The following is a 19,368-nucleotide window of genomic DNA, read 5'->3' as shown; positions in this document are numbered from 1 at the left end:
GCCGAGGCGAGAGGTGGCCGCCGGCTGTTCCGCGCCGCTCGCAGGGCTGACTGACGCCGGTGGAGGGTGCCCCCTCGACACCCTCCACCGACGATCAGGACCGCAGCCACACTGCGGTGTCCGTCGGGATCTCCGTGGTGACGGGACCGCTCGCCAGCAGAATCTCCCCGGTCGGCAACGGAACCGCCGTGGCGGAGAAGTTCAGCACGAACGTGAACCCCGGCTCCCGCGTGAACGCCAGCACGCCGGCACCGAGCGAAAACCACTCCAGCGCGCCCGCGCCGAGGGCCGCCTGCTCCGCGCGGATCCGCAGGCCGTCGCGGTACAGCGACAGCATCGAGGCCGGGTCCGCCGCCTCCGCCGAAGCCGTGTACTCGGCCCACGATGACGGCTGCGGCAGCCACGGCGTCCCCGTGCCGAAGCCGAACGGTGCGGCAGGACCCGACCACGGCAGCGGCACCCGGCACCCGTCCCGGCCCGGGTCCGCGCCGTCGGTCCGCGCCCACACCGGGTCCTGCCGCAGCTCCGAAGGGATGTCCTCGACTTCCCACAACCCCAGCTCTTCGCCCTGGTACACGTACACCCCGCCGGGCAGCGCCAATGTCAGCAGTGCCGCCGCTCGCGCTCGGCGGGTGCCCAGGGAGAGCGAAACCGGCGTGCCGTGCAGCCGGTCCGCGAACGAGAAACCCGTGTCGCCGGAGCGGCCGTACCGGGTGACGTGCCGCGTCACGTCGTGGTTGGACAGCACCCACGCCGCGGGCGCGCCGACCTCGTCGTGGGCCCGCAGCGTGCGCGAGATGACGTCGCGGAAGCGCGAGACGTCCCACGGGCACACCAGGAAGTCGAAGTTGAACGCCGAATGCAGCTCGTCGCGGCGCAGGTAGCGCGCGGCGCGCGACATGTCGGGCAGCCACATCTCGCCGACGAGCACACGTTCGCCCGCGTACGAGTCGGCGATCTTGCGCCACGACCGGTAGATCTCGTGCAGCCCCTCCTGATCGGAAAACGGCGTCTCGTCCCCGTTCTCCACGTCGGGCAGTGCCGGGTCCTTCACGAGCCCGTCGGCGACGTCGATGCGGAAGCCGTCGACGCCGCGGTCGAACCAGAACCGCAGCACGTCCTCGAATTCCGCACGGATGTCGGCGTTGTCCCAGTTGAAGTCGGGCTGGCGGGAGCTGTACAGGTGCAGGTACCACTCGCCGTCCTCGACGCGGGTCCACGCGGGGCCGCCGAAGCGAGACTTCCAGTTGTTCGGCGGCTGCGAACCGTCGGCGCCGCGGCCGGGGCGGAACCAGAACCGTTGCCGCTCGACCGATCCCGGCCCGGCGGCGAGTGCCGCCTGGAACCACCGATGCTCGTCGGAGCAGTGGTTCGGCACGATGTCGATGATCACGCGGATGCCGCGCTCGTGCGCTTCGGCGATGAGCTCCTCGGCCTCGGCGAGGGTGCCGAAAAGCGGTTCGATGTCACGGAAGTCGGCCACGTCGTAGCCGCCGTCGTCCATGGGCGACGGGTACCAAGGCGTGAACCAGATGGCGTCGATCCCCAGTTCGGCGAGATGGTCCAAACGGGACCGGACGCCGGCGAGATCGCCGATGCCGTCGCCGTTTCCGTCGGCGAAGCTGCGGATGTACACCTGGTAGATCGCCGCGCTGCGCCACCAAGCCGAAGACAGTTCGGTCACTGCGTAGTCCTCCCAGAGTCGTTTGCGTACACAGTCGGTGTGTCAGCCCTTGATCGAACCGGCGGTGAGCCCGGCGAGGATCTGGCGCTGGAACACGAGGAACAACACGATCATCGGCATGCTCGCCAGGACCATCCCCGCCACCAGCAGGTTCAGTGGCATGTCGATCGCCACCCGCTGCAGCATCACGCTCAGCGTCTGCTTGCCGGTGTCCGGGAACACCAGCAGCGGCCAGATGAAGTCCTTCCACGCGGCCACGATCGTGAGGATCGAGACCACGGCGAGGATCGGGCGCGAGATGGGCAGGATGATCGTCCACAATGTCCGCACCGGACCGGCGCCGTCGAGGCGCGCGGCTTCGATGAGTTCGTCCGGGATCTGGTCGAAGAACCGTTTCAGCAGATAGATGTTGAACGCGTTGGCCGCCGCGGGCAGCCAGATCGCGGCGGGAGAGTTGATGAGGTTCAAGTGCAGCAGCGGCAAGTCCGTCACCGTCACGTACGTCGGCACCAGCAGCGCCGCGGCCGGCAGCATGAGCGTGACGAGCATCAATCCCAGAACGACATTGCCGAACTTGGGCCGCAGCTTCGACAGCGCGAACGCGGCCGGTACGTCGACCGCCAGCTGCACCAGCCACGCGCCGCCCGCCACGACCACCGTGTTGAGGAAGTACTTTCCGAGGTCCATTTGGTCCCAGGCCTCGGAAAACGACTCCGGATGCCACTCGCGCGGCACGATCGTCGCCGGGGTCGCCGCGAGCTCCGCCGGTGACTTCATCGCCCCCGTCACCGCCCAGTACAACGGAAACAGGAACGCCAAGGTGAACAAGGTGAACGTGCACACGAACACGATCACGTAGACGGTCTTGCCGCCCGGTGTACGCAGTTGCGAAGGCGAGACCAGCGTCCGCGCGGCTGTCATTCCACCCTCCTCGTGAGACGCACGTACATCGCCGAGAACACGCCCAGCGCCACGAACAGCAGCAGGCTCATCGCGCTGGCCGAGCCGAAGTCGTTGTAGACGAAGGCGTAGCGGTACAGCAGCAGGAGCACGGTCACCGTCGAGTCGTCCGGGCCGCCGCCGGTCATCACGTACGGCTCGGTGAACACCTGCATCGTCGCCACGATCTGCAGCAGTAGGAGGACCAGCAGCACGAACCGCGTCTGCGGGAAGGTCACGTGCCGCAGCCGCCGCCACATCCCGGCGCCGTCGAGCTCCGCGGCCTCGTACAGCTCACCCGGGATGGTCTGCAGCGCTGCCAGGTAGATCAGCGTGGTGCTGCCCATGTTGGCCCAGGTGGACACGAACACCAGCGACAGCATCGCGGTCGTCGAAGAGTCGAGCCATTGCAGGCCGGGCAGGCCGACCGCGTGCAGCGCCGAGTTGAACAGCCCGGGACCCGGGTCGTAGAACCACTTCCACATCAGCGCCGTGACCACGGGCGGCAGCATCACGGGCAGGTAGACGGCGAGCCGGAAGTACGCCCGCGCGTGGCGCAGCTCGTTGAGCAGCACCGCCGCCAGGAACGGCACGAGGAACCCGAAGACGACGGCGAACCCGGTGAACAGCAACGTGTTGCGCCACGCGACCCCGAACAACGGGTCGGCGAACAGGCGCGCGAAGTTGTCGAACCCGACCCACGTCGGCGGGTTCACGAAGTCGACCTGCTGGAAGCTCAGCAGCACCCCGCGCACGATGGGGTACCAGGAGAACATCGCGAACACCACGAGCGCGGCGCACAACAGCGTGTACGCGGTGAGGTTCTCGCGCAGGCGCCGCTTGAGCCGGGCGCGCCGGCGTTCGGCGGCCGAGGCGGCAGGCCGACCGGCCCGCGGGGTGACCGCGGGCCAGTCGAGTACGTTACCTGACCTGGGCGAGGACACTGTTGACCTTCGACTGTGCCGAGCCGAGCAGCTGGTCGATGTTCGCGTTGCGGTCGGTGAGCACGGCCTGCATCACGCTGTCAAGCGCCGCGTAGATCTGCTGCGCGTTCGGTGGCTCGATGCTGCCCTTGATCTTGTCCGCGGTGTCCACGTAGGACTGGTAGTTCTCCGCGGGCACGTTGGCGTACTTCTTCTTCACGGCCAGCTGCTGGTCGCGCACCGCGCCTTGCCAGATGTCCGGCGTCGGCTCGGTCGGCAGGCCCACGGGCTGCTTGCCGTCGGCGTACTGCTTCACGTGCTTGTCGAAGCGGTCGGGGTTGAGGTACTTCCACTGGATCCACTCGAGACCGGCCTTGATCTTCGCGGCCGACGCCTTCGGGTTGATCATGTAGCCCTCGCCGCCGAGCAGGGTGCCCTGCGTGCCGGGCATCCCGGCGATGCCGTAGTCCTCGTACTTGCCGTTGAACTGCTTCACCAGCACGGGCACGTTGTCCGGCGCGGCCATGTACATGCCGAGCTGGCCGGCGCCCATCATTCGCTGCACGTCGACGTCCTGCAGCAGCTGCTTGCTGCCCATGGAGTTGTCGTCCCAGCGCATGGCGTGCAGGTAGTTCAGTGCGGCGCGGCCCTTGTCGTTGTCGAAGTCGGCGACCCACTTGTCGCCGTCCTTGCGGGCGATGTCGCCGCCCATCGAGTACAGCCAGCCGGTCATGTGCCAGCCGCCCTGGTTGTTCTTGCTGTAGTCGGCGTACCCGACGACCCCGTTGCCCAGCGCGGAGATCTTCTTCGCGTCGGCCCGCACCTCGTCCCAGGTGGCGGGCGGCTTGTCCGGGTCGAGCCCGGCCTGCTGGAAGAGCTTGCGGTTGTAGACGAGCCCCATGGTGTAGTTCGCCGTCGGGAGGCCGTAAAGCTTGCCGCTCGCGTCCCGGAAGTTGTCCAGGAGTTGCGGCTGGATGTCGTTCACATGCGGCACACTCTTCGCCGCTTCCGTGATGTCGGCGGCCTGGTGCCGGGCGATGATCTGCGCCGGGTCGGTGAAGTACACGTAGTACACGTCTTCGAGCTGGCCGCCGGCGAGCTTGGCCGAGAACGTCTTGGGGTCCATGAACCCCTCGTGGGGCACGATGTCGATGTCCGGGTGCGAAGCCTCGAACTCGGCGACGTCGGCGTCGAACACCTTGCGCTCGAACGGCTGCGTGGTCGGCGGCTGCCCGGTGACGGTGATCTGGACCTTTCCGTCGGCATCTGAGCCCTCGGAGCCGGAGCCGCAGGCGGCGAGGCTCACGGCCAGGCCGCCCGCGGTGAGCAGGGCGATCACGGTTCTGGGGGTGCGGCTGGACCTCGCTGCTCGGGACCAGGGACTGCTCATCTCAAGCCTCTTCTCGCGGTCGCGACGACTGTGTCGTGATGGCCGTCACTCTAAAGTGTGAGACCAGAACGCCGCAATAACCCGACGAGGATTTGCAAGTTACGAACAGGACGTGATCACGCCCGGTGCCGCGCGGTCGACCCCCTCACCACGAGCTCGGGAGCGAACAGCAGTTCCTCGGCCGCGACCTCGCCGCCGTTGATCCGCTTCACGAGCAGCTCCACCACGGCGCGGCCCATCGCCTCGATCGGCTGGCGCGTGGTCGTGAGCGGCGGGTCGGTGCAGTTCATGAGCGCGGAGTCGTCGTAGCCGACCACGGAGATGTCGTCCGGCACCGAGAGGCCTTGTCGCCGCGCGGCGCGGATCGCGCCGAGGGCCAGCAGGTCGCTCGCGCACAGCACGGCGGTGGCCCCGCGCGGGTACAGGCGCGCGGCCGCGGCGTGCCCGCCCTCGATGGAGAACATGCCGTGCTCCACCAGCTCGTCGAGCACGGGCAGGCCGAGTTTCGCCGCGTACGAGCGGAAAGCCGCGAGCTTGCGCTGCGACGGCACGTGGTCGGCCGGGCCCAGGACCAGGCCGATCTTCTCGTGGCCGAGCGAGCTCAGGTGCCCCACGACCTGCTCCACGGCCACCGCGTCGTCGCACGAGACCTGCGGCAGCCCGAGGTGGTCGACGGCGGCGTTGATCAACACCGTCGGCAATTTGCGTTCCACGAGGTGGTGGTAGTGCGTGTGCACGGCGTCGGCCTGGGCGAACAACCCGCCGGCGAACACCACCCCGGACACCTGCTGCTGCAGGAGCAGCTCCACGTACTCGGCTTCGGACACCCCGCCGGCGGTGCGCGTGCACAGCACGGGCGTGAAGCCCTGCTGGGCCAGCGCGTTGCCCATGATCTCGGCCAGCGCGGGGAAGATCGGATTCTGCAGCTCGGGCAGCACGAGCCCCACCAGGCGGGCCCGTTCCCCGCGCAGCTGGGTGGGGCGTTCGTAGCCCATCACGTCCAGCGCGGTGAGAACGGCGGCCCGGGTACTCGCGGAAACCCCGGGCCGGCCGTTGAGCACCCGGCTGACCGTGGCTTCGCTGACCCCCACCTGTCGGGCCACTTCGGCAAGTCGACGCGTCATGGCTGAAACTTTACTGCAATGGCTCGCAAAATCTCGACTTCACGGCGCGAGGGTGCTGACACGCTGAGCCACCGGTTACAGCTTGCGCCCCAACTGCTCCGCCTGGTCGAGCAGCACCGGCAGGAACTCGTCGCGCAGCTGGTCCATCGAGATGCGGCCCGCGGTGGCGCTCACCGACATCGCGGCGACGGTGCGGCCGCGCGAGTCGAGCACGGGCACGGCGAGCGAGCGCAGGCCGTATTCCAGCTCCTCGTCGGTGAACGCCGCGCCTTCCTCGCGCACGAGGTCCACGCGTCGGCGGATCTCGTCGGGCGTCACCGGTGTTTTCGGGGTTCTGGGGTGGAATTCGGACCGGTCGAGGTAGGCCGTCAAGTCCTCCGTGGACAGTGCGGAAAGGAGCACGTGCCCGGTCGCCGACGCGTACGCCGGCACGCTCGCGCCGATGCGCACGCCCGTGTTGACGATCCGCTTCACCTCGCTGCGCGCGATGAACAGCGCCTCGTCGTTCTGCAGCACCGCCAGCGATGCCGACTCCTGCACGTGCTCGCGCACCGCCGCCAGGTGTGGCTGCGCGAGCTGCGGCAGTGCCGTCGACTCGACGTACGCGTCGCCCAGGCGCAACAGGCGCGGGGTGGGCAGGAAGTGCTTGCCGTCGTGGGTGAGGTACCCGAGGTCGACGAGCGTGAGCAGGCAGCGGCGGGCCACGGCGCGGTTGAGGCCGGTGAGGCGCGCCGCGTCGCTGATCGCGAGCTTCGGAGACGCCTCGCCGAACAGCTCCAGGATCGCCAATCCCTTGGCCAAACCGGCCATTCCTTCGGCTGCGGGCATGACTCTCCCGGGAAATGGGTCTTGACGGCAGGCTCTCGCCTGCCTTCAATGTGTTCGGCAAGTGAAACTGCGTTCGTTATTCGAACACTATCAGGGGTGCCGCGAACTGTCGAGCGGCACCCCGGGCGAGGAGGAACCGACGATGGATCGCCTCACGGGGACCACTGCGGGCCGCGCACCCGACCGCAGCTGGCCGCGGTCGCTGACCCGGGTGCCGTACTGGGTTTTCCAGGACGAGGCGGTGTACCGCGCCGAGCAGGACCGGATCTTCCACGGCCCCCACTGGAGCTACCTGTGCCTCGAGGCCGAGCTGGCCGAGCCCGGCGACTTCTGCGCGACCTTCATCGGCGAGCAGCCGGTGCTGGTGACGCGCGACGTCGACGGCGAGGTCTACGCGTTCGAGAACCGCTGCGCCCACCGAGGCGCGCTGATCGCGATGGCCGACCACGGCAAGGCCCGCGACTTCACCTGCGTCTACCACGCCTGGACCTACAACCTCCAGGGCGACCTCACGGCTGTCGCGTTCGCCGAGGGCGTGGGCGGCAAGGGCGGGATGCCGCCGAACTTCTGCCTGTCCGACCACGGACCGCGCAAGCTGCGCATCGCCGTGGTCCACGGGCTGGTGTTCGGCACGCTGTCCAACGACCTGCCCGACATCGAGGAGTACCTCGGCGAGGAGATCCTCGACCGCATCGACCGCGTGCTCGGCGGCCGCAAGCCCGTGGTGCTCGGCCGGTTCGCGCAGCGGCTGCCGAACAACTGGAAGCTGTACGCGGAGAACGTCCGCGACTCCTACCACGCCAGCATCCTGCACTTGTTCTTCACGACGTTCGGGATCAACCGCCTGTCGCAGCGCGGCGCGATCATCGTCGACGAGTCCGGTGGTCACCACGTGAGCTACTCGGCGATTGACCGCAGCGCCACCGAGACCACCGAGTACCGCGATCAGAACATCCGGTCCGAGTCCGAATACCGCCTGGCCGACCCGTCGCTGCTGCAGGGCTTCAGTGAGGTCGGCGACGACGTCACGCTGCAGATTCTGTCCGTCTACCCGGGGTTCGTGCTGCAGCAGATCCAGAACTCCGTGGCCGTGCGACAGATTCTCCCGCGCGGCACGGACGACACGCTGCTCAACTGGACCTACCTCGGCTTCGAGTCCGACACCGAGGAACAGCAGCTGGTCCGGATGAAACAGTCCAACCTGGTCGGTCCCGCCGGCTACGTGTCCATGGAGGACGGTGGCATCGGCGGCTTCGTGCAGCGCGGCATCGCCGGCGCGTCCGACGAGTACGCCACCCTGCAGATGGGCGGCGACACCGCGGAGTCGAGCGAAAGCCGGGTCACGGAGGCGTCGGTCCGCGGGTTCTGGCTGGCCTACCGCGAGTCGATGGGTTTCGTGCCCGACGACGACGCGCCCCTGCCCGAGATCGGCAAGCACGAACGCACCCGGGTGGTGCGTTCCTGATGGACAACCAGGTCGCCATCGCCCGAGCCCAGGCGCACTACGCCCGCTGCATCGACGACGGACCACTCGAAGACTGGCCCACGTTCTTCACCGAAGACTGCCACTACCGCGTGACCACGGCCGACAACTACGCCCGCGGCCTGCCCGCCGGCCTGATCTGGGCCAACACCCGCGGCATGCTGACCGACCGCGTGTCGGCGCTGAAGGAAGCCAACATCTACGAGCCGCACGTATACCGCCACATGCTCGGCCAGCCCGCGATCCTCACCGAGTCCGGTGGCGACGTCGAGAGCGAGACGCCGTTTTTCGTGCTGCGCGTGACCGGCGGCGGCCCGACCGATCTGTTCGCCAGCGGTCGTTATGTCGACCGCTACCGCGTCGAAGGCGATCAGGCTCTGCTGCGCGAACGCGTGGTCGTGTGCGACAGCAAGGAGATCGACACGCTCCTGGCGCTGCCGCTGTGAGCCGGGTGTTGCTGGCCATCGGCGACCCCAACGGCATCGGGCCCGAGATCGCGGTCGCGGCCGCCACGCAGGCCGAGGACCCGCCGGTGCTGGTGGGCGACCATCATGTCCTCGCGGATCTGGCCGCCGCGAAGGGTTTCCGGCTGCGTGAGCACGCGCCCGGCGCCCCGGCGGAGGACGGTGTGCTCGACCTCGTGGACGTCGGGCACCTGCCGCCGGACGAGTTCCGCCCGGGCGTGCTCAGCGCCGAGGCGGGCGCGGCGACGATCCGGTACGTCAGCACCGCCGTCACGCTCGCCCTCGGCGGCGGCTACCGCGGCGTGGTCGCCTGCCCGCATTCGGAGACGGCCGTGCACGCCGCGGGCATCCCGTTCCGCGGCTACCCGCCGCTGATCGCGCGGCTCACCGGCGTGCCCGAGGACCGCGTGTTCCTGCTGCTGTCGGGCGGTGGCCTGAACATCGTGCACGCGACCCTGCACGAACGCCTCGCAGACGCCCTCGCCCGGCTCACCCCGGAGCTCGTCGCCGCTGCCGGGAAAGCGTTGTGGGAAGCCCTGCGGACGTTCGGCGTCGCGGTCCCGCGCATCGGCGTCTTCGGCATCAACCCGCACGCGGGCGAGGGCGGCCTGTTCGGCACCGACGACGAGGACGTCACCGCGCCGGCCGTGGCTTCCCTTGTCGCGCAAGGCATCGACGCCGTCGGCCCGACCGGCGCCGACGTCGCGCTCACCACCCCGGGCCACGACGGGTTCGTCGCGCACTACCACGACCAGGGCCACATCCCGGTCAAGCTGCTCGCCGGCCGCACCTCGACCGCGTTGACCGTGGGCGCCGGCGTGCCGTTCTGCAGCGTCGGCCACGGCACGGCGTTCGACATCGCCGGGCGCGGTGTCGCCGACCCGACGGCCGTGGTCCGCGCGCTGGGCCTGTTCGGACGAACGAAGGAGACCACCGCATGATCACCGTGGCGGACACGGACGTCGAGATCCCGTGCGACGACGGGCAAACCGTGCTCGAAGCCGCCGAGAACGCGGGCTGGGCGATTCCGTACTCGTGCCGAAAGGGGGTCTGCACGTCGTGCACCGGCGCGTTGGTCGCCGGTTCGGTGAAGGTGCGCGGCCGAGGTGAGCTCACGGGCCCGGTCGACGGTGTGCTGCTCTGCCGGGCCGAACCGCAAGGCCCGGTCGTCGTGCGCCCGCGCCGCATCGAACGCAGCGAGCCGCCGCGGCGCAAGAAGCTCACCACGGTGGTGCACCGCATCCGCCGGCCGGCGCCGCGCGTCACCCTGCTCGACCTGCGGTTCCCGATCGGGCGGCGCGCGCCGTTCCGGGCCGGGCAGTTCCTGGAAGTGCAGCTGCCGGACGACGAACCGCGCCCGTACTCACTCGCGAACCCGCCGCACCACAACGACGCGGTGCAGCTGCACGTCCGCACCGAACCGGGCGGACGCTTCTCCGAGCACACGGTGGGGGCACTGCGGCCCGGCGACACGCTCGACGTCGAAACGCCGTTCGGCGAGTTCGTGCTCGACGACGGCGCCGGGCCGATTCTGCTGCTCGCCACTGGCACGGGGTTCGCGCCGATCCAGTCGATCGTGCTCGACCTCATCGCCCGCCGCAGCACCCGGCCCGTTCACCTGTATTGGGGCGCGCGCACGGAGGAAGACCTCTACCTGGCCGAGCTCCCGCAGCGCTGGGCTGCCCGGCACAGCTGGTTCCGTTACACACCAGTGCTTTCCCGGCCGGCGAAGAGCTGGTCCGGTGCCACCGGCCACGTCCAGCACACCGCGCTGGCCGACCACCCGGAGCTGACCGGCCATCGCACCTACGCCTGCGGCAGCGAAGCCATGACCACCGACGCCCACGACCTGCTCACCGGCCGCGGCGGCATGCCGACGGAGAGTTTCCTGGCTGACTCGTTCGTGCCCGCCGCCGAACCCCGCATTCCCGCCTGACCGCGTTTCCCTTTCCCCACCACGATTCAAAGGAGAATCCCATGGACTTCGTGCTCGTTCACGGCGCTTGGTACGCCGGCTGGAGCTGGCGGGAAGCAGCCGAAGCGCTGCGGGCGCGGGGCCACGCGGCGCACGTCGTGGACCGGCTGCCCAGCGGCGATCCTGCGGTGTTCGGCGACGTGGCGGCCGACGTCGCGCACGTTCGCGGCGCCATCGACGACCTCGGGCAGGACGTCGTGCTGGTCGGTCACTCCTACGGCGGCATGGTGGTCGGCGAGCTTTCCGACCACCCGCGCGTGAGCCACAGCGTGTTCCTTTCCGCGTTCCGGCCGCGGGGCGGCGAAACCTTGCTCGACATCCGCTCGCCGCACCCGGAGGAGTGGATCGTGCCGCGCGAGGACGGCACGCTGCACGTGACCGACGACCACGCGCTGGCCCGCAAGGTGCTCGCGGACGACTTCGACGAGGCCGAGTTCGCCGGCGTGCACGCCCGGCGCCAGGCACACGCCGCGGTCACGTTCACCCAGCCCGCCACCGGGGTCGAGCGCACTCACCCGGTCACCTACGTGGTGTGCGAGCGCGACGAGGCGATTTTCCCCGTGGACCAGGAAAAGATGGCCACGGGAGCCGACCACGTCGTGCGGCTCGACGCCCCGCACCTGGCGCCGCTCACTCACGCGCGTGAAGTGGCGAACCTGCTCGCGGACGTCCGGTGACGGCCGGCGTGCGCCTCACCGGGTTCGTCGACGGGCGGCGGGTGAGCGGGTTCCAGTACGGCACGGTGATGCTGTGCGGGCTCGTGATGTTCTTCGACGGCTTCGACACACAGGCCATCAACTACCTCGCTCCGCACATCGCGAAGGACTGGGGGCTGAAGGTCGCGATGCTCGGTCCGATCTTCTCCTCGGCCCTGGTCGGCCTGATGATCGGCTATCTCGTGCTTTCGCCGCTGTCCGACCGCTTCGGCCACCGGCGGCTCGTGATCGCGGGCACGGCGTTGTTCGCGCTCATGAGCCTCCTGTCCGTGTGGGCCGGTGGCGTGACCGAGCTCGTGGTGCTGCGGCTGATCACCGGCATCGGCCTCGGTGCGGCGGCGCCCAGCGCGGTCGCGCTCACCGCCGAGTACACACCGAAACGCCTGCGCGCGAGCTTCGTGCTGGCGATCTACTGCGGCTTCTCACTCGGGTTCGTCGTGGCCGGCGTGGTGTCGGGCTGGCTCGTGCCGACGGCCGGCTGGCGTTCGGTGTTTCTCGTCGGCGCGCTGGCACCGCTGGTGATCATCCCGCTGATGCTGAAGTTCCTGCCGGAGTCGCTCGTGTTCCTGGCGGGCCGCGGCGCGAACTCCGAACGCGCGTACCACCTGTGCCGCCGCATCGACCCGGCGCTGCCGCCGGAGACTCAGCAGGTGACCGTCGACGCGGCCGAAGCCGGTGGCCGTGTGAAGCTGAAGGCACTGCTGGCCAATGGCGGGGTGCTGAGCACCGTGCTGCTGTGGATTGTGTTCGCCGTGAACCTCGGCGAGTTCTACGCGCTGCAGAGCTGGCTGCCGACGATGCTGACCGGCCTCGGGTTCGCGAGCGGCACCGTGGTCACGGCCACGAGCCTGACGACGGTTGGCGGAATTGTGGTGGCCCTGGTGGTCGGCCCGGCGATGGACCGCCTGGGCGCGTTCGGTTCGCTGGGCGCGCTGTTCGTGGTGGGCGCGGTGTTCCTCGCGGTGACCGGGCCGGCGTTCCACGCGCCGGTGTGGGTGCTGCTCGGGGCGATGTTCCTCGTCGGCTGCGGGGTCAGCGGTGGCCAGAAGGCGCTGATCGCGCTGGCCGCCGTGGTGTATCCGGTGAACATGCGCTCAACGGGCGTGGGCTGGGCGCTGGGCATCGGCCGGCTCGGCGGGATCCTCGGGCCGCTGGTGCTCGGCGCGGCTGTCGCGGCGGCGTGGTCGCCGGCGGCGATCTTCCTGGCCTTGTCGGGGCCGATGCTGGTGTGCGCGTTGGTGATCCTCTACCTGGGACGGCGGGCCCGGCAGACGGCCGAGGTCGCCGAGCGGGAACCGGCACCCGCGGTGTGAACGGAAGGGCTCCCCGGTAATGGCCGGGGAGCCCTTCGCGCATCAGGCCGCGGCCACCTCCAGTTCCGAGACCTGCCCGGCCGGCCAGCCGGTGTTGCCGGTGATCGTCACGCGCACGAAGCGCTGGGTCGTCGCGGAGAAGCTCGCGGACGCGGTGTTGCCCGACGACGGGCTGAAGTTCCAGCCACGCGAGGAGACCAGCGTCGTCCACGAGCCACCGTCGGTGCTGCCCTGCACGGTGAGCGTCTGGGTGCGGGCGCCCCAGTCGCCCGACGGCGGGAGCTTCAGCGTCACCTTGTTGATCGCCGCCGCGTCACCGAGGTCGACCGTGAGCGACTGCGGGAACGCGTTGTTCGTGCTCTCCCAGTAGCTGCTCGCGTTGCCGTCCACGGCGTTGCCCGGTGGGAAACCACCTTGCGAGCCACTCGCGGTGATCGCCTTGCCGCGGGCGATGTTCGCGCCCGACTGCGGCGGCTGCGGCGGGCCCGAGTTCGGCGCGGGCCAGCTCGAACAGTCGCTCCAGATGCCGGTGAAACCGCTGTTGCCCGAACCGGTGAAGGTCATCTTCGGGATCGAGCTCGGGTAGGGACAGTTGTACGTGCCGACCACGCCGACGCCCGACGCGGTGAGGTTGCTGATCGACACCGTGCCCTGCGTCTGCGACTGCGCGACGAACGTGCCTGCGCCGCGCACGGTGACGCCGTCGATCGTGATGCCGCTGACCTGCTTGCCCGCGCCGTTGCCGTCGATGAACTGGATGGCCTCGTACGGGCTGTCGATGGCCGTGAAGCCGTTGACGCGGATGGTCACGCCGGAAATGGCCTGGTCACGGGCGTCGAACCACAGTGCGCCGACGCCGAACTGCCAGTTGGGGTCGAGCGCCCCGGCCCGCAGCGCGGTGTTGTTCGTCAGCGTGACCGTGCCCGAGAGCGGCACCGAGTTGAACCGGTTGGCCACGAGGTAGCCGCCGCCGAGAGCGTTGGTGTCCTGGATGAGGTTGCCGCTGACGGTGTTGTTCGAGCCGCCGTAGAGGGCGATGCCGTTGGCCAGGTTGGGCTGCACCACGGTGTTGTTCGCGATGGTGATGCCGGAGTCGGCCTGGCCGTTGGACCACAGCGCGAGCGCGTCGTCACCGTTGTTGCGCAGGTAGTTGTTGCGGATGGCGGAGTTGGTCACGGCGCCGTCGAAGTTCACGCCGTCGGCCTGCGTGTCGAGGATGCGGTTGTTCTCGATGGTGAGGTTCGAGGACGCGCCGTTCATCAGCCACAGGCCGCACTTGGTGTCCTGGATCCACAGCCCCGAGACGACCGAGCCGTTGCCGAGCACGCCGTGGAACGCGTTGTCCGGGCTGGAGTCGTTGCGCTCGGAGACCGAGCCGAACACGGCGAAGTCGTAGAGCTTGATGTTCCCGGAAGCGCTGCCGTTGTTGAAGATGTTGTTGCCGTGCAGCACGGTGTACCACTGCCCGGCGCCACGCACGGTGGTCTGGTCGATCTGCAGCGCCGATCCGATCTCGAACCGGCCGCTCGGCACCCACACTTCCTTGCCCTGCTGCCGGGCGGCTTGCAAGGCGTTGCGGAAAGCTTGCGTGTCGTCGCCGGCGTCGTTGGCCGTGGCGCCGTAGTCGGTGACCGACAGCGAGCCGGCCGGTTGTGCGCCGGCGCCGCCGACCTGCTCGAAGTCGGCGAGGTCGATCGTGGCCTGCCCGACGTCACCGGAATCCAGTTGCACCTTGACCTTCGTGCCTGTGGCGGCGTTCTGGCCGAACAGCAGACGGGCGTCGTCGAAGAAGTGGTGGGTCTTCGCGCCCGGGATGCCGGGGGTATCGGTGTAGGTGTACTGCGACGTCACGTCAAGCCCGCTGCCGAGCTTGGTCCCGTTGACGTACACCGACATCCGGCCGGAGCTGCCGTCGGGCAGGTTGTAGTGGACGTTGACCGAGTTGGCCGCGGCCGGCAGCGTGAACTCCACGTACTGGCCCTGTCCGAGCCGCACGGCCTGGCGGCCGGACGCTTCGGAGGCCACCGTGGCCTGCGTGTAGTCGGGGCCGACGGCGGATCCGTTGGTGGCGCTGCATTCGGCCTCGACGGTCCGGAACGGAACGCTCGCACCGCCGGACGCCGTGGCTGGGCAGGTCGCCGCCGCGGCGGGGGTGCCTGAGCCGACCGCGAACACGGTCAGCCCGGAGGACACCAGCGCCGCGGCCAGCAAGGCCGCCCTGGGTCGTGCTGAGGTAGGGGACATCTTTGTCCTTTCTGGGGATTTTCCGGAGAGGATCAGGACGCGTAGGCCTCGAGCTCGGAGAGCTGCCCGGCGGGCCAGCCGGTGTTGCCGGCGAAGCTCAGCCGCAGGTATCGCGTGCTCGTGGGGCTCAGTGAGACGGTGGCGGTGTTGCCGCTCGCCGGGTCGAAGCGGTAGCCGGCTTCGGATTTGAGCGTGCTGAACGACGAGCCGTTGGCGGAGCCCTGAACGGTGAGCGTTTGGGTGCGGGCGACCCAGTCGTTGGCAGGCGGGAGCTTCAGCACGAGCCGGCTGACATTCAGGGCACTGCCGAGGTCGACGGTCAGCGTCTGCGGGAACGCGTTGTTGCTGCTCTCCCAGTAGCTGCTCGCATTGCCGTCCACGGCGTTGCCCGGCGGGAACCCACCCTGGGAGCCGCTGGCCGTGGTTGCCTTGTGCAGCGCCAGGTTTCCGGTCGGCGGCTGCGTGGGTGTGGTCGGCGTGGTCGGCGTCGTCGGGGGAGTCGTGCCGCCGTTGTTGCCGTTGTAGACCGGCGTCGGCCACGAACCGCAAAACGTCGTGGTCCAGCCCGAGTTGCCGCCCTGGTCGGCCAGGCCCGTCAGCGCGTCCGGGCCCATGCAGTTGTAGACGCCCGCGCGGCCGACGTTCGTCGCGACGACGTTCTTGACCGTACCGCTCGGTTTGGACTGCAGCTGCCACGCGAACGTGCCCGCGCCGGTGATCCGCAGGCCGTCGAAGTGCACGTCGGTGGTGGCGCCGTCGATGAACTGCACGCCCTCGTAGTTGTTGTCGAGCAGGTCGTTGTCCACCACGTCGATGCGGCCGGTGATGGCCGAGTCGCGCCCGTCGAACCACAGCGCGCCGACGCCGAACTGCCAGTTGGAGTCGAGCACGCCGGTGCGGATCGCGGTGTTGCGCGTGACGGTGGTGGTGCCCGAGAGCGGCACGGCGCTGAACCGGTTGGCCACGTGGATGCCGCCGCCCTGGTCCTGGTTGTCGGCCACCACGTTGTCGGACACGGTGTTGTCGTGGCCGCCGTAGATCGCGATGTTGTTCGCGAGGATCGGCAGCAGCACCGTGTTGAACGAGAACGTGTTGTGGTGGTCGGCGTCGTGCTCGGCCCACATGGCGAGGCCGTCGTCTCCGGTGTTGCGCAGGAAGTTGTTCGTCACCAGCGTGTTGCTGATGCCCTGGTGCAGGTTGAGGCCGTCGGCCGTCTGGTCGAGGATCCGGTTGCCGCGCACGGTGAGCCCGTCGAACGGCCCGTCGAGCCAGAGCCCGACCTTCGTGTGCTGCAGCCACAGGTTCTGCACGACCGAACCGCCGCCGAGCGCGCCGCCGATGGCGTTGGACTGGTCGCAGTCGACCCGGGCCTGGACGTCGCCGATGATCGCGAAGTCGTAGAGCCCGACGTTCGCGCTGCTGCCGGGCACCGCCGCGTTGCCGGGGTACGTCGGGGTGGAGCAGCTGGCCGGCTCGCCCTTGCCGAAGATGCCCGCGCGGGCACCGTGCAGCTCGGAGTACCACGGCCCGGCGCCGCGGATCGTCACCTGGTCGACGGTGATGTGGTGGTCGAGCGTGAACGAGCCCGCTGGGATCCAGACCTGTTTGCCCTGGCTCTTCGCGGCGGCCACGGCGGCGTCGAACGCACCCGCGTCGTCGCTCGTGTCGCCGGCGGTGGCGCCGTAGTCGGTGACACTCACGGCGTTGGCCGGTTTCACGGCGGGCGCGGCGACCTGCTCGAAGTCGGCGAGGTCGACGGTCGCGGGGGTCACGTCGCCGGCGTCGATCTGCAGCTTGATCTTGGTGCTGGCGGGGTAGCTGGTGCCGAAGAGGGTGCGCACCTCGTCGTAGAAGTGGTGCGCCTTGCCCTGGCCGGGGTCGTTGCTGAAGGGGTAGCCGCCGTAGTACCAGCCGTAGCGGGAGGTCAGGTTCAGGTCGCGGTTGTGGGTGCCGTTGACGTAGACCGAGATCGTGCCGTTGATCCCGGTGCCCTGGACGCTGTCGGGGAGGCTGTAGCGGAAGTCGAGCGAGTTCGACGGGGCACTGAGGGTGAACTCGACGTACTTGCCCTGGCCGGTCAAGGTGACGGCCTTGCGGCCGGACGCCTCGCCGGCGAGCGTGCCGGCGCTGCGGTCGGGGCCGATCACGGTGCCGTTGGTGGCGGCGTTCTCGGCTTCCTGCTCGATGAACGGGACGGTCGCGCCGCGGCCGGCGACGGCGGCGTTCGGAGTGGCTGTCGCCGGGCTGCCGGGAGCCGCGATCACGGTCAGGGCGGTGAGGCCGGCGGCCGCGAGCAGGGCGCTGCCGAGCGCGGCGATCTTTCTCGAGGTGGGTCGTCGTTTTTCGGGCGCGCTGAAGACACCTAGGGGAGACACGGGGCAGCACTCGCCTTTCGTCGGGGTCGGGTGCACTGGTGGGGACAGTGTGTGAGCTGGATCATACGAATTCCCGACAGGAAATCGCAATAGTCGGACGGACTTACGCAAATTTTCGACATCCGACGTCATGGCTCGTTCGGCTCGCAGATTTCCCGCCACCTGGCGGAGGTGGCGCGAGGCCCGGCCGGGCCAGGATGATCAGGCGAGAGCCACGACGTCCTGGGAGGTACCGAGATGACCGCGACCCGTCCGCAGGTGGGGCCGCCGCTGCCGTTCGACCCCGAACTCGAGGTGGTGCTGGAGCAGATGCGGGCCGAGCGGCCGGCGCTCGACTCGGCCGCCGCGATCCCGGCCCTGCGCGAGGAGCGCGCCACGCGTGAGCTCTCGCTGGCCGACGTTGCGGCCGACGGCACTGTCACGCTGTCCGAAGTGGACGCCGACGGCGTGCCGCTCGTCATCGGCCGCCCGACCCACGTGACCGCCGACGCCCCGGTGCTCTACTGGATGCACGGCGGCGGCATGATCCTCGGCGGGCACCGCGGCCGTGATCTGCTGGTGCTCAAGGAGTACGCGGTTTCGCTCGGCCTCGCGTTCGCCTCGGTCGACTACCGCGTCGCCCCGGAACACCCGCACCCCGCGCCGGTCGAAGACTGCTACACGGGTCTGAAGTGGACAGTCGAGCACGCCGGTTCGCTGGGCATCGACGCCGCTCGCGTGGTCGTCGGCGGCGCCAGCGCGGGCGGCGGCTTGGCGGCCGCCGTGGCCCTGCTCTCGCGCGACCGCGGCGGCCCGGCGCTGCTCGGCCAGCTCCTGCTCTACCCGATGCTCGACGACCGCAACGACACCCCGTCGTCGTTCCAGATGGAAGGCCTCGGCGTCTGGGACCGCACCGCCAACGACATCGGCTGGACCGCCCTGCTCGGCTCCGCCCGCGGCGGCCCCGATGTCTCGCCCTACGCCGCCCCGGCCCGCGCTGCGGATCTGTCGGGCCTCCCGCCGGCCTTCCTGGACGTCGGCACCGCCGAAACCTTCCGCGACGAGGTCGTCACCTACGCCACGCGCCTGTGGCAGGCCGGCGTCCAAGCCGAGCTGCACGTCTGGCCCGGCGCCTACCACGGCTTCGACGGCTCGGCCCCGGACGCGGCGCTTTCGGTGCAGGCCCGCGCGGCGCGGGCACCGTGGCTGCGGCGAATCCTCGGCTGAGGCCTACTTCGGGAGGTCCTTCATCCAGGCCGTCACGGTGATCTCCCCGGTCGTCCCGAGGTCGGTCTCGAGCGGCACGGTCTGCTCGGCCTCACCCGGCGCCGCGACCACGCCCACCGCGGCGCCGGTCGTCGTGTCACCCGAGGTCACCGTGGCCGACCACGACACCACGCTCAGCAGCTTTTCGTGCGGTGCCAAGGTGAACGGCTTCGGCCCGGGATCCGGCGAGAAGTACGAGACCCCGTGGTGCACCTGGACGTCCAGCGGCTTCCCGGTGCCGTCGAGGATCCGCACGGTGGGATAGCCATTCAGCGTGTGCGCTTCGGCGTCGTTGTTGGTCAGCGTCAGCACCGATGCCCGATGCCCGAGCCCGGCCTCGACGATCCCCGCGGAAACCACCAACGCCGGAGGCGGCACGACTCGTGACGAGCTCACCGGCGCCTGGGTGACCGGCGCCGGCGGCTCCCCTGAACCGCACCCGACAGCCACGAGGGCCACGACAACGACCGGCAACGCTTTGAAGATCCCCATGGCGAGGAAACCTAGCTTTCGGCCACCCAGGACTGTGCCCGGCCCCGGGAATCGCCGGGCAAACCCCCGCCCTCCCGAGCAGGGTTCCGGCAAAGTCGTTGGTGTTTTAGGGGTGGATGCCGAGCAGGGTGAGTGGTCGGGTGGTGTCTCGGGTCATGTGGCGTAGTCCGGCG

General features: G+C 69.6%; 16 protein-coding genes. 7 read left to right on the top strand and 9 right to left on the bottom strand.

The genetic code is table 11. From position 1 onward, the window contains the following. Nucleotides 1–94: 94 nt before the first annotated feature. The 6 genes from ABZU76_RS38840 to ABZU76_RS38815 all read right to left on the bottom strand — a co-directional run bounded on the left by ABZU76_RS38840 (nt 95) and on the right by ABZU76_RS38815 (nt 6,888). Entirely contained in the window at nt 95–1,684 is a 1,590-nt protein-coding gene (locus ABZU76_RS38840) for a glycoside hydrolase family 13 protein (protein WP_354879310.1), read from the bottom strand. A gap of 42 nt (nt 1,685–1,726) precedes the next feature. Then, a complete protein-coding gene (locus ABZU76_RS38835; RefSeq protein WP_354879308.1) occupies nt 1,727–2,605 on the bottom strand; it encodes a carbohydrate ABC transporter permease in 879 nt (292 codons plus the stop codon). Continuing rightward, nucleotides 2,602–3,567 carry a sugar ABC transporter permease gene (locus tag ABZU76_RS38830; protein ID WP_354879305.1) on the bottom strand — a complete coding sequence of 322 codons (966 nt, stop codon included), beginning with the start codon at nt 3,565–3,567 and terminating at the stop codon, nt 2,602–2,604. The genes ABZU76_RS38835 and ABZU76_RS38830 overlap by 4 nt, the downstream gene beginning before the upstream one ends. Next, on the bottom strand, nt 3,545–4,936 hold the full coding sequence (locus ABZU76_RS38825) for an extracellular solute-binding protein (RefSeq protein WP_354879303.1): 1,392 nt from the start codon (nt 4,934–4,936) through the stop codon (nt 3,545–3,547). Before ABZU76_RS38825 ends, ABZU76_RS38830 begins: the two co-directional genes overlap by 23 nt. A 116-nt stretch (nt 4,937–5,052) precedes the next feature. Continuing rightward, nucleotides 5,053–6,060, bottom strand: coding sequence for a LacI family DNA-binding transcriptional regulator (locus ABZU76_RS38820; protein WP_220243056.1), 1,008 nt, complete (start codon nt 6,058–6,060; stop codon nt 5,053–5,055). A gap of 75 nt (nt 6,061–6,135) precedes the next feature. Continuing rightward, a complete protein-coding gene (locus ABZU76_RS38815; protein WP_354879299.1) occupies nt 6,136–6,888 on the bottom strand; it encodes an IclR family transcriptional regulator C-terminal domain-containing protein in 753 nt (250 codons plus the stop codon). Nucleotides 6,889–7,030: 142 nt separating this feature from the next. On the opposite strand from ABZU76_RS38815, the gene ABZU76_RS38810 reads away from it, so the two are divergent. Genes ABZU76_RS38810 through ABZU76_RS38785 form a run of 6 tightly spaced genes read left to right on the top strand, consistent with a single transcriptional unit; the run spans nt 7,031 to nt 12,839 of the window. Then, a complete protein-coding gene (locus ABZU76_RS38810; RefSeq protein WP_354879296.1) occupies nt 7,031–8,353 on the top strand; it encodes an aromatic ring-hydroxylating dioxygenase subunit alpha in 1,323 nt (440 codons plus the stop codon). After that, nucleotides 8,353–8,817, top strand: a complete 465-nt coding sequence (locus ABZU76_RS38805) for an aromatic-ring-hydroxylating dioxygenase subunit beta (protein WP_354879293.1) — start codon at nt 8,353–8,355, stop codon at nt 8,815–8,817. Before ABZU76_RS38810 ends, ABZU76_RS38805 begins: the two co-directional genes overlap by 1 nt. Next, nucleotides 8,814–9,776, top strand: a complete 963-nt coding sequence (locus ABZU76_RS38800) for a 4-hydroxythreonine-4-phosphate dehydrogenase PdxA (protein WP_354879290.1) — start codon at nt 8,814–8,816, stop codon at nt 9,774–9,776. Before ABZU76_RS38805 ends, ABZU76_RS38800 begins: the two co-directional genes overlap by 4 nt. Beyond that, nucleotides 9,773–10,771 carry a 2Fe-2S iron-sulfur cluster-binding protein gene (locus ABZU76_RS38795; protein ID WP_354879287.1) on the top strand — a complete coding sequence of 333 codons (999 nt, stop codon included), beginning with the start codon at nt 9,773–9,775 and terminating at the stop codon, nt 10,769–10,771. Before ABZU76_RS38800 ends, ABZU76_RS38795 begins: the two co-directional genes overlap by 4 nt. 41 nt (nt 10,772–10,812) lie before the next feature. Continuing rightward, nucleotides 10,813–11,487, top strand: coding sequence for an alpha/beta hydrolase (locus ABZU76_RS38790; protein ID WP_354879284.1), 675 nt, complete (start codon nt 10,813–10,815; stop codon nt 11,485–11,487). Continuing rightward, nucleotides 11,484–12,839, top strand: a complete 1,356-nt coding sequence (locus ABZU76_RS38785) for an MFS transporter (RefSeq protein WP_354879281.1) — start codon at nt 11,484–11,486, stop codon at nt 12,837–12,839. The genes ABZU76_RS38790 and ABZU76_RS38785 overlap by 4 nt, the downstream gene beginning before the upstream one ends. A gap of 42 nt (nt 12,840–12,881) precedes the next feature. Here ABZU76_RS38785 and ABZU76_RS38780 read toward each other — a convergent pair whose 3' ends face one another. Together ABZU76_RS38780 and ABZU76_RS38775 are read right to left on the bottom strand one after the other, a co-directional pair. Then, nucleotides 12,882–15,083, bottom strand: coding sequence for a discoidin domain-containing protein (locus tag ABZU76_RS38780; RefSeq protein WP_354879278.1), 2,202 nt, complete (start codon nt 15,081–15,083; stop codon nt 12,882–12,884). Nucleotides 15,084–15,115: 32 nt separating this feature from the next. Further along, nucleotides 15,116–17,347 (bottom strand): discoidin domain-containing protein, encoded by a 2,232-nt coding sequence (locus tag ABZU76_RS38775; protein ID WP_354879591.1) that lies wholly within the window; start codon nt 17,345–17,347, stop codon nt 15,116–15,118. A 348-nt stretch (nt 17,348–17,695) separates the two neighbouring features. Here ABZU76_RS38775 and ABZU76_RS38770 point away from each other — a divergent pair, with 348 nt between their 5' ends. Further along, complete coding sequence (locus tag ABZU76_RS38770; RefSeq protein ID WP_354879275.1) at nt 17,696–18,664, top strand: alpha/beta hydrolase fold domain-containing protein; 969 nt, start codon at nt 17,696–17,698, stop codon at nt 18,662–18,664. 3 nt (nt 18,665–18,667) lie between these two features. Here the strand turns inward: ABZU76_RS38770 and ABZU76_RS38765 are convergent, their stop codons facing one another. Next, a complete protein-coding gene (locus ABZU76_RS38765) occupies nt 18,668–19,195 on the bottom strand; it encodes a DUF4232 domain-containing protein (protein ID WP_354879272.1) in 528 nt (175 codons plus the stop codon). Nucleotides 19,196–19,368: the final 173 nt, after the last annotated feature.

This window comes from Amycolatopsis sp. NPDC005232 (assembly GCF_040607795.1).
Taxonomy (GTDB): Bacteria; Actinomycetota; Actinomycetes; order Mycobacteriales; family Pseudonocardiaceae; genus Amycolatopsis.
The sequence above is the reverse complement of the archived record's forward strand: the minus strand, read 5'-3'. Positions and strand labels throughout refer to the sequence as shown.

Coding starts and splice junctions, on each gene's coding strand:
- ABZU76_RS38790 (WP_354879284.1), top strand. CDS start 10,813: ATGGACTTCGTGCTCGTTCACGGCGCTTGGTACGCCGGCTGGAGCTGG.
- ABZU76_RS38805 (WP_354879293.1), top strand. CDS start 8,353: ATGGACAACCAGGTCGCCATCGCCCGAGCCCAGGCGCACTACGCCCGC.
- ABZU76_RS38765 (WP_354879272.1), bottom strand. CDS start 19,195: ATGGGGATCTTCAAAGCGTTGCCGGTCGTTGTCGTGGCCCTCGTGGCT.
- ABZU76_RS38795 (WP_354879287.1), top strand. CDS start 9,773: ATGATCACCGTGGCGGACACGGACGTCGAGATCCCGTGCGACGACGGG.
- ABZU76_RS38770 (WP_354879275.1), top strand. CDS start 17,696: ATGACCGCGACCCGTCCGCAGGTGGGGCCGCCGCTGCCGTTCGACCCC.
- ABZU76_RS38815 (WP_354879299.1), bottom strand. CDS start 6,888: ATGCCCGCAGCCGAAGGAATGGCCGGTTTGGCCAAGGGATTGGCGATC.
- ABZU76_RS38780 (WP_354879278.1), bottom strand. CDS start 15,083: ATGTCCCCTACCTCAGCACGACCCAGGGCGGCCTTGCTGGCCGCGGCG.
- ABZU76_RS38835 (WP_354879308.1), bottom strand. CDS start 2,605: ATGACAGCCGCGCGGACGCTGGTCTCGCCTTCGCAACTGCGTACACCG.
- ABZU76_RS38820 (WP_220243056.1), bottom strand. CDS start 6,060: ATGACGCGTCGACTTGCCGAAGTGGCCCGACAGGTGGGGGTCAGCGAA.
- ABZU76_RS38810 (WP_354879296.1), top strand. CDS start 7,031: ATGGATCGCCTCACGGGGACCACTGCGGGCCGCGCACCCGACCGCAGC.
- ABZU76_RS38825 (WP_354879303.1), bottom strand. CDS start 4,936: ATGAGCAGTCCCTGGTCCCGAGCAGCGAGGTCCAGCCGCACCCCCAGA.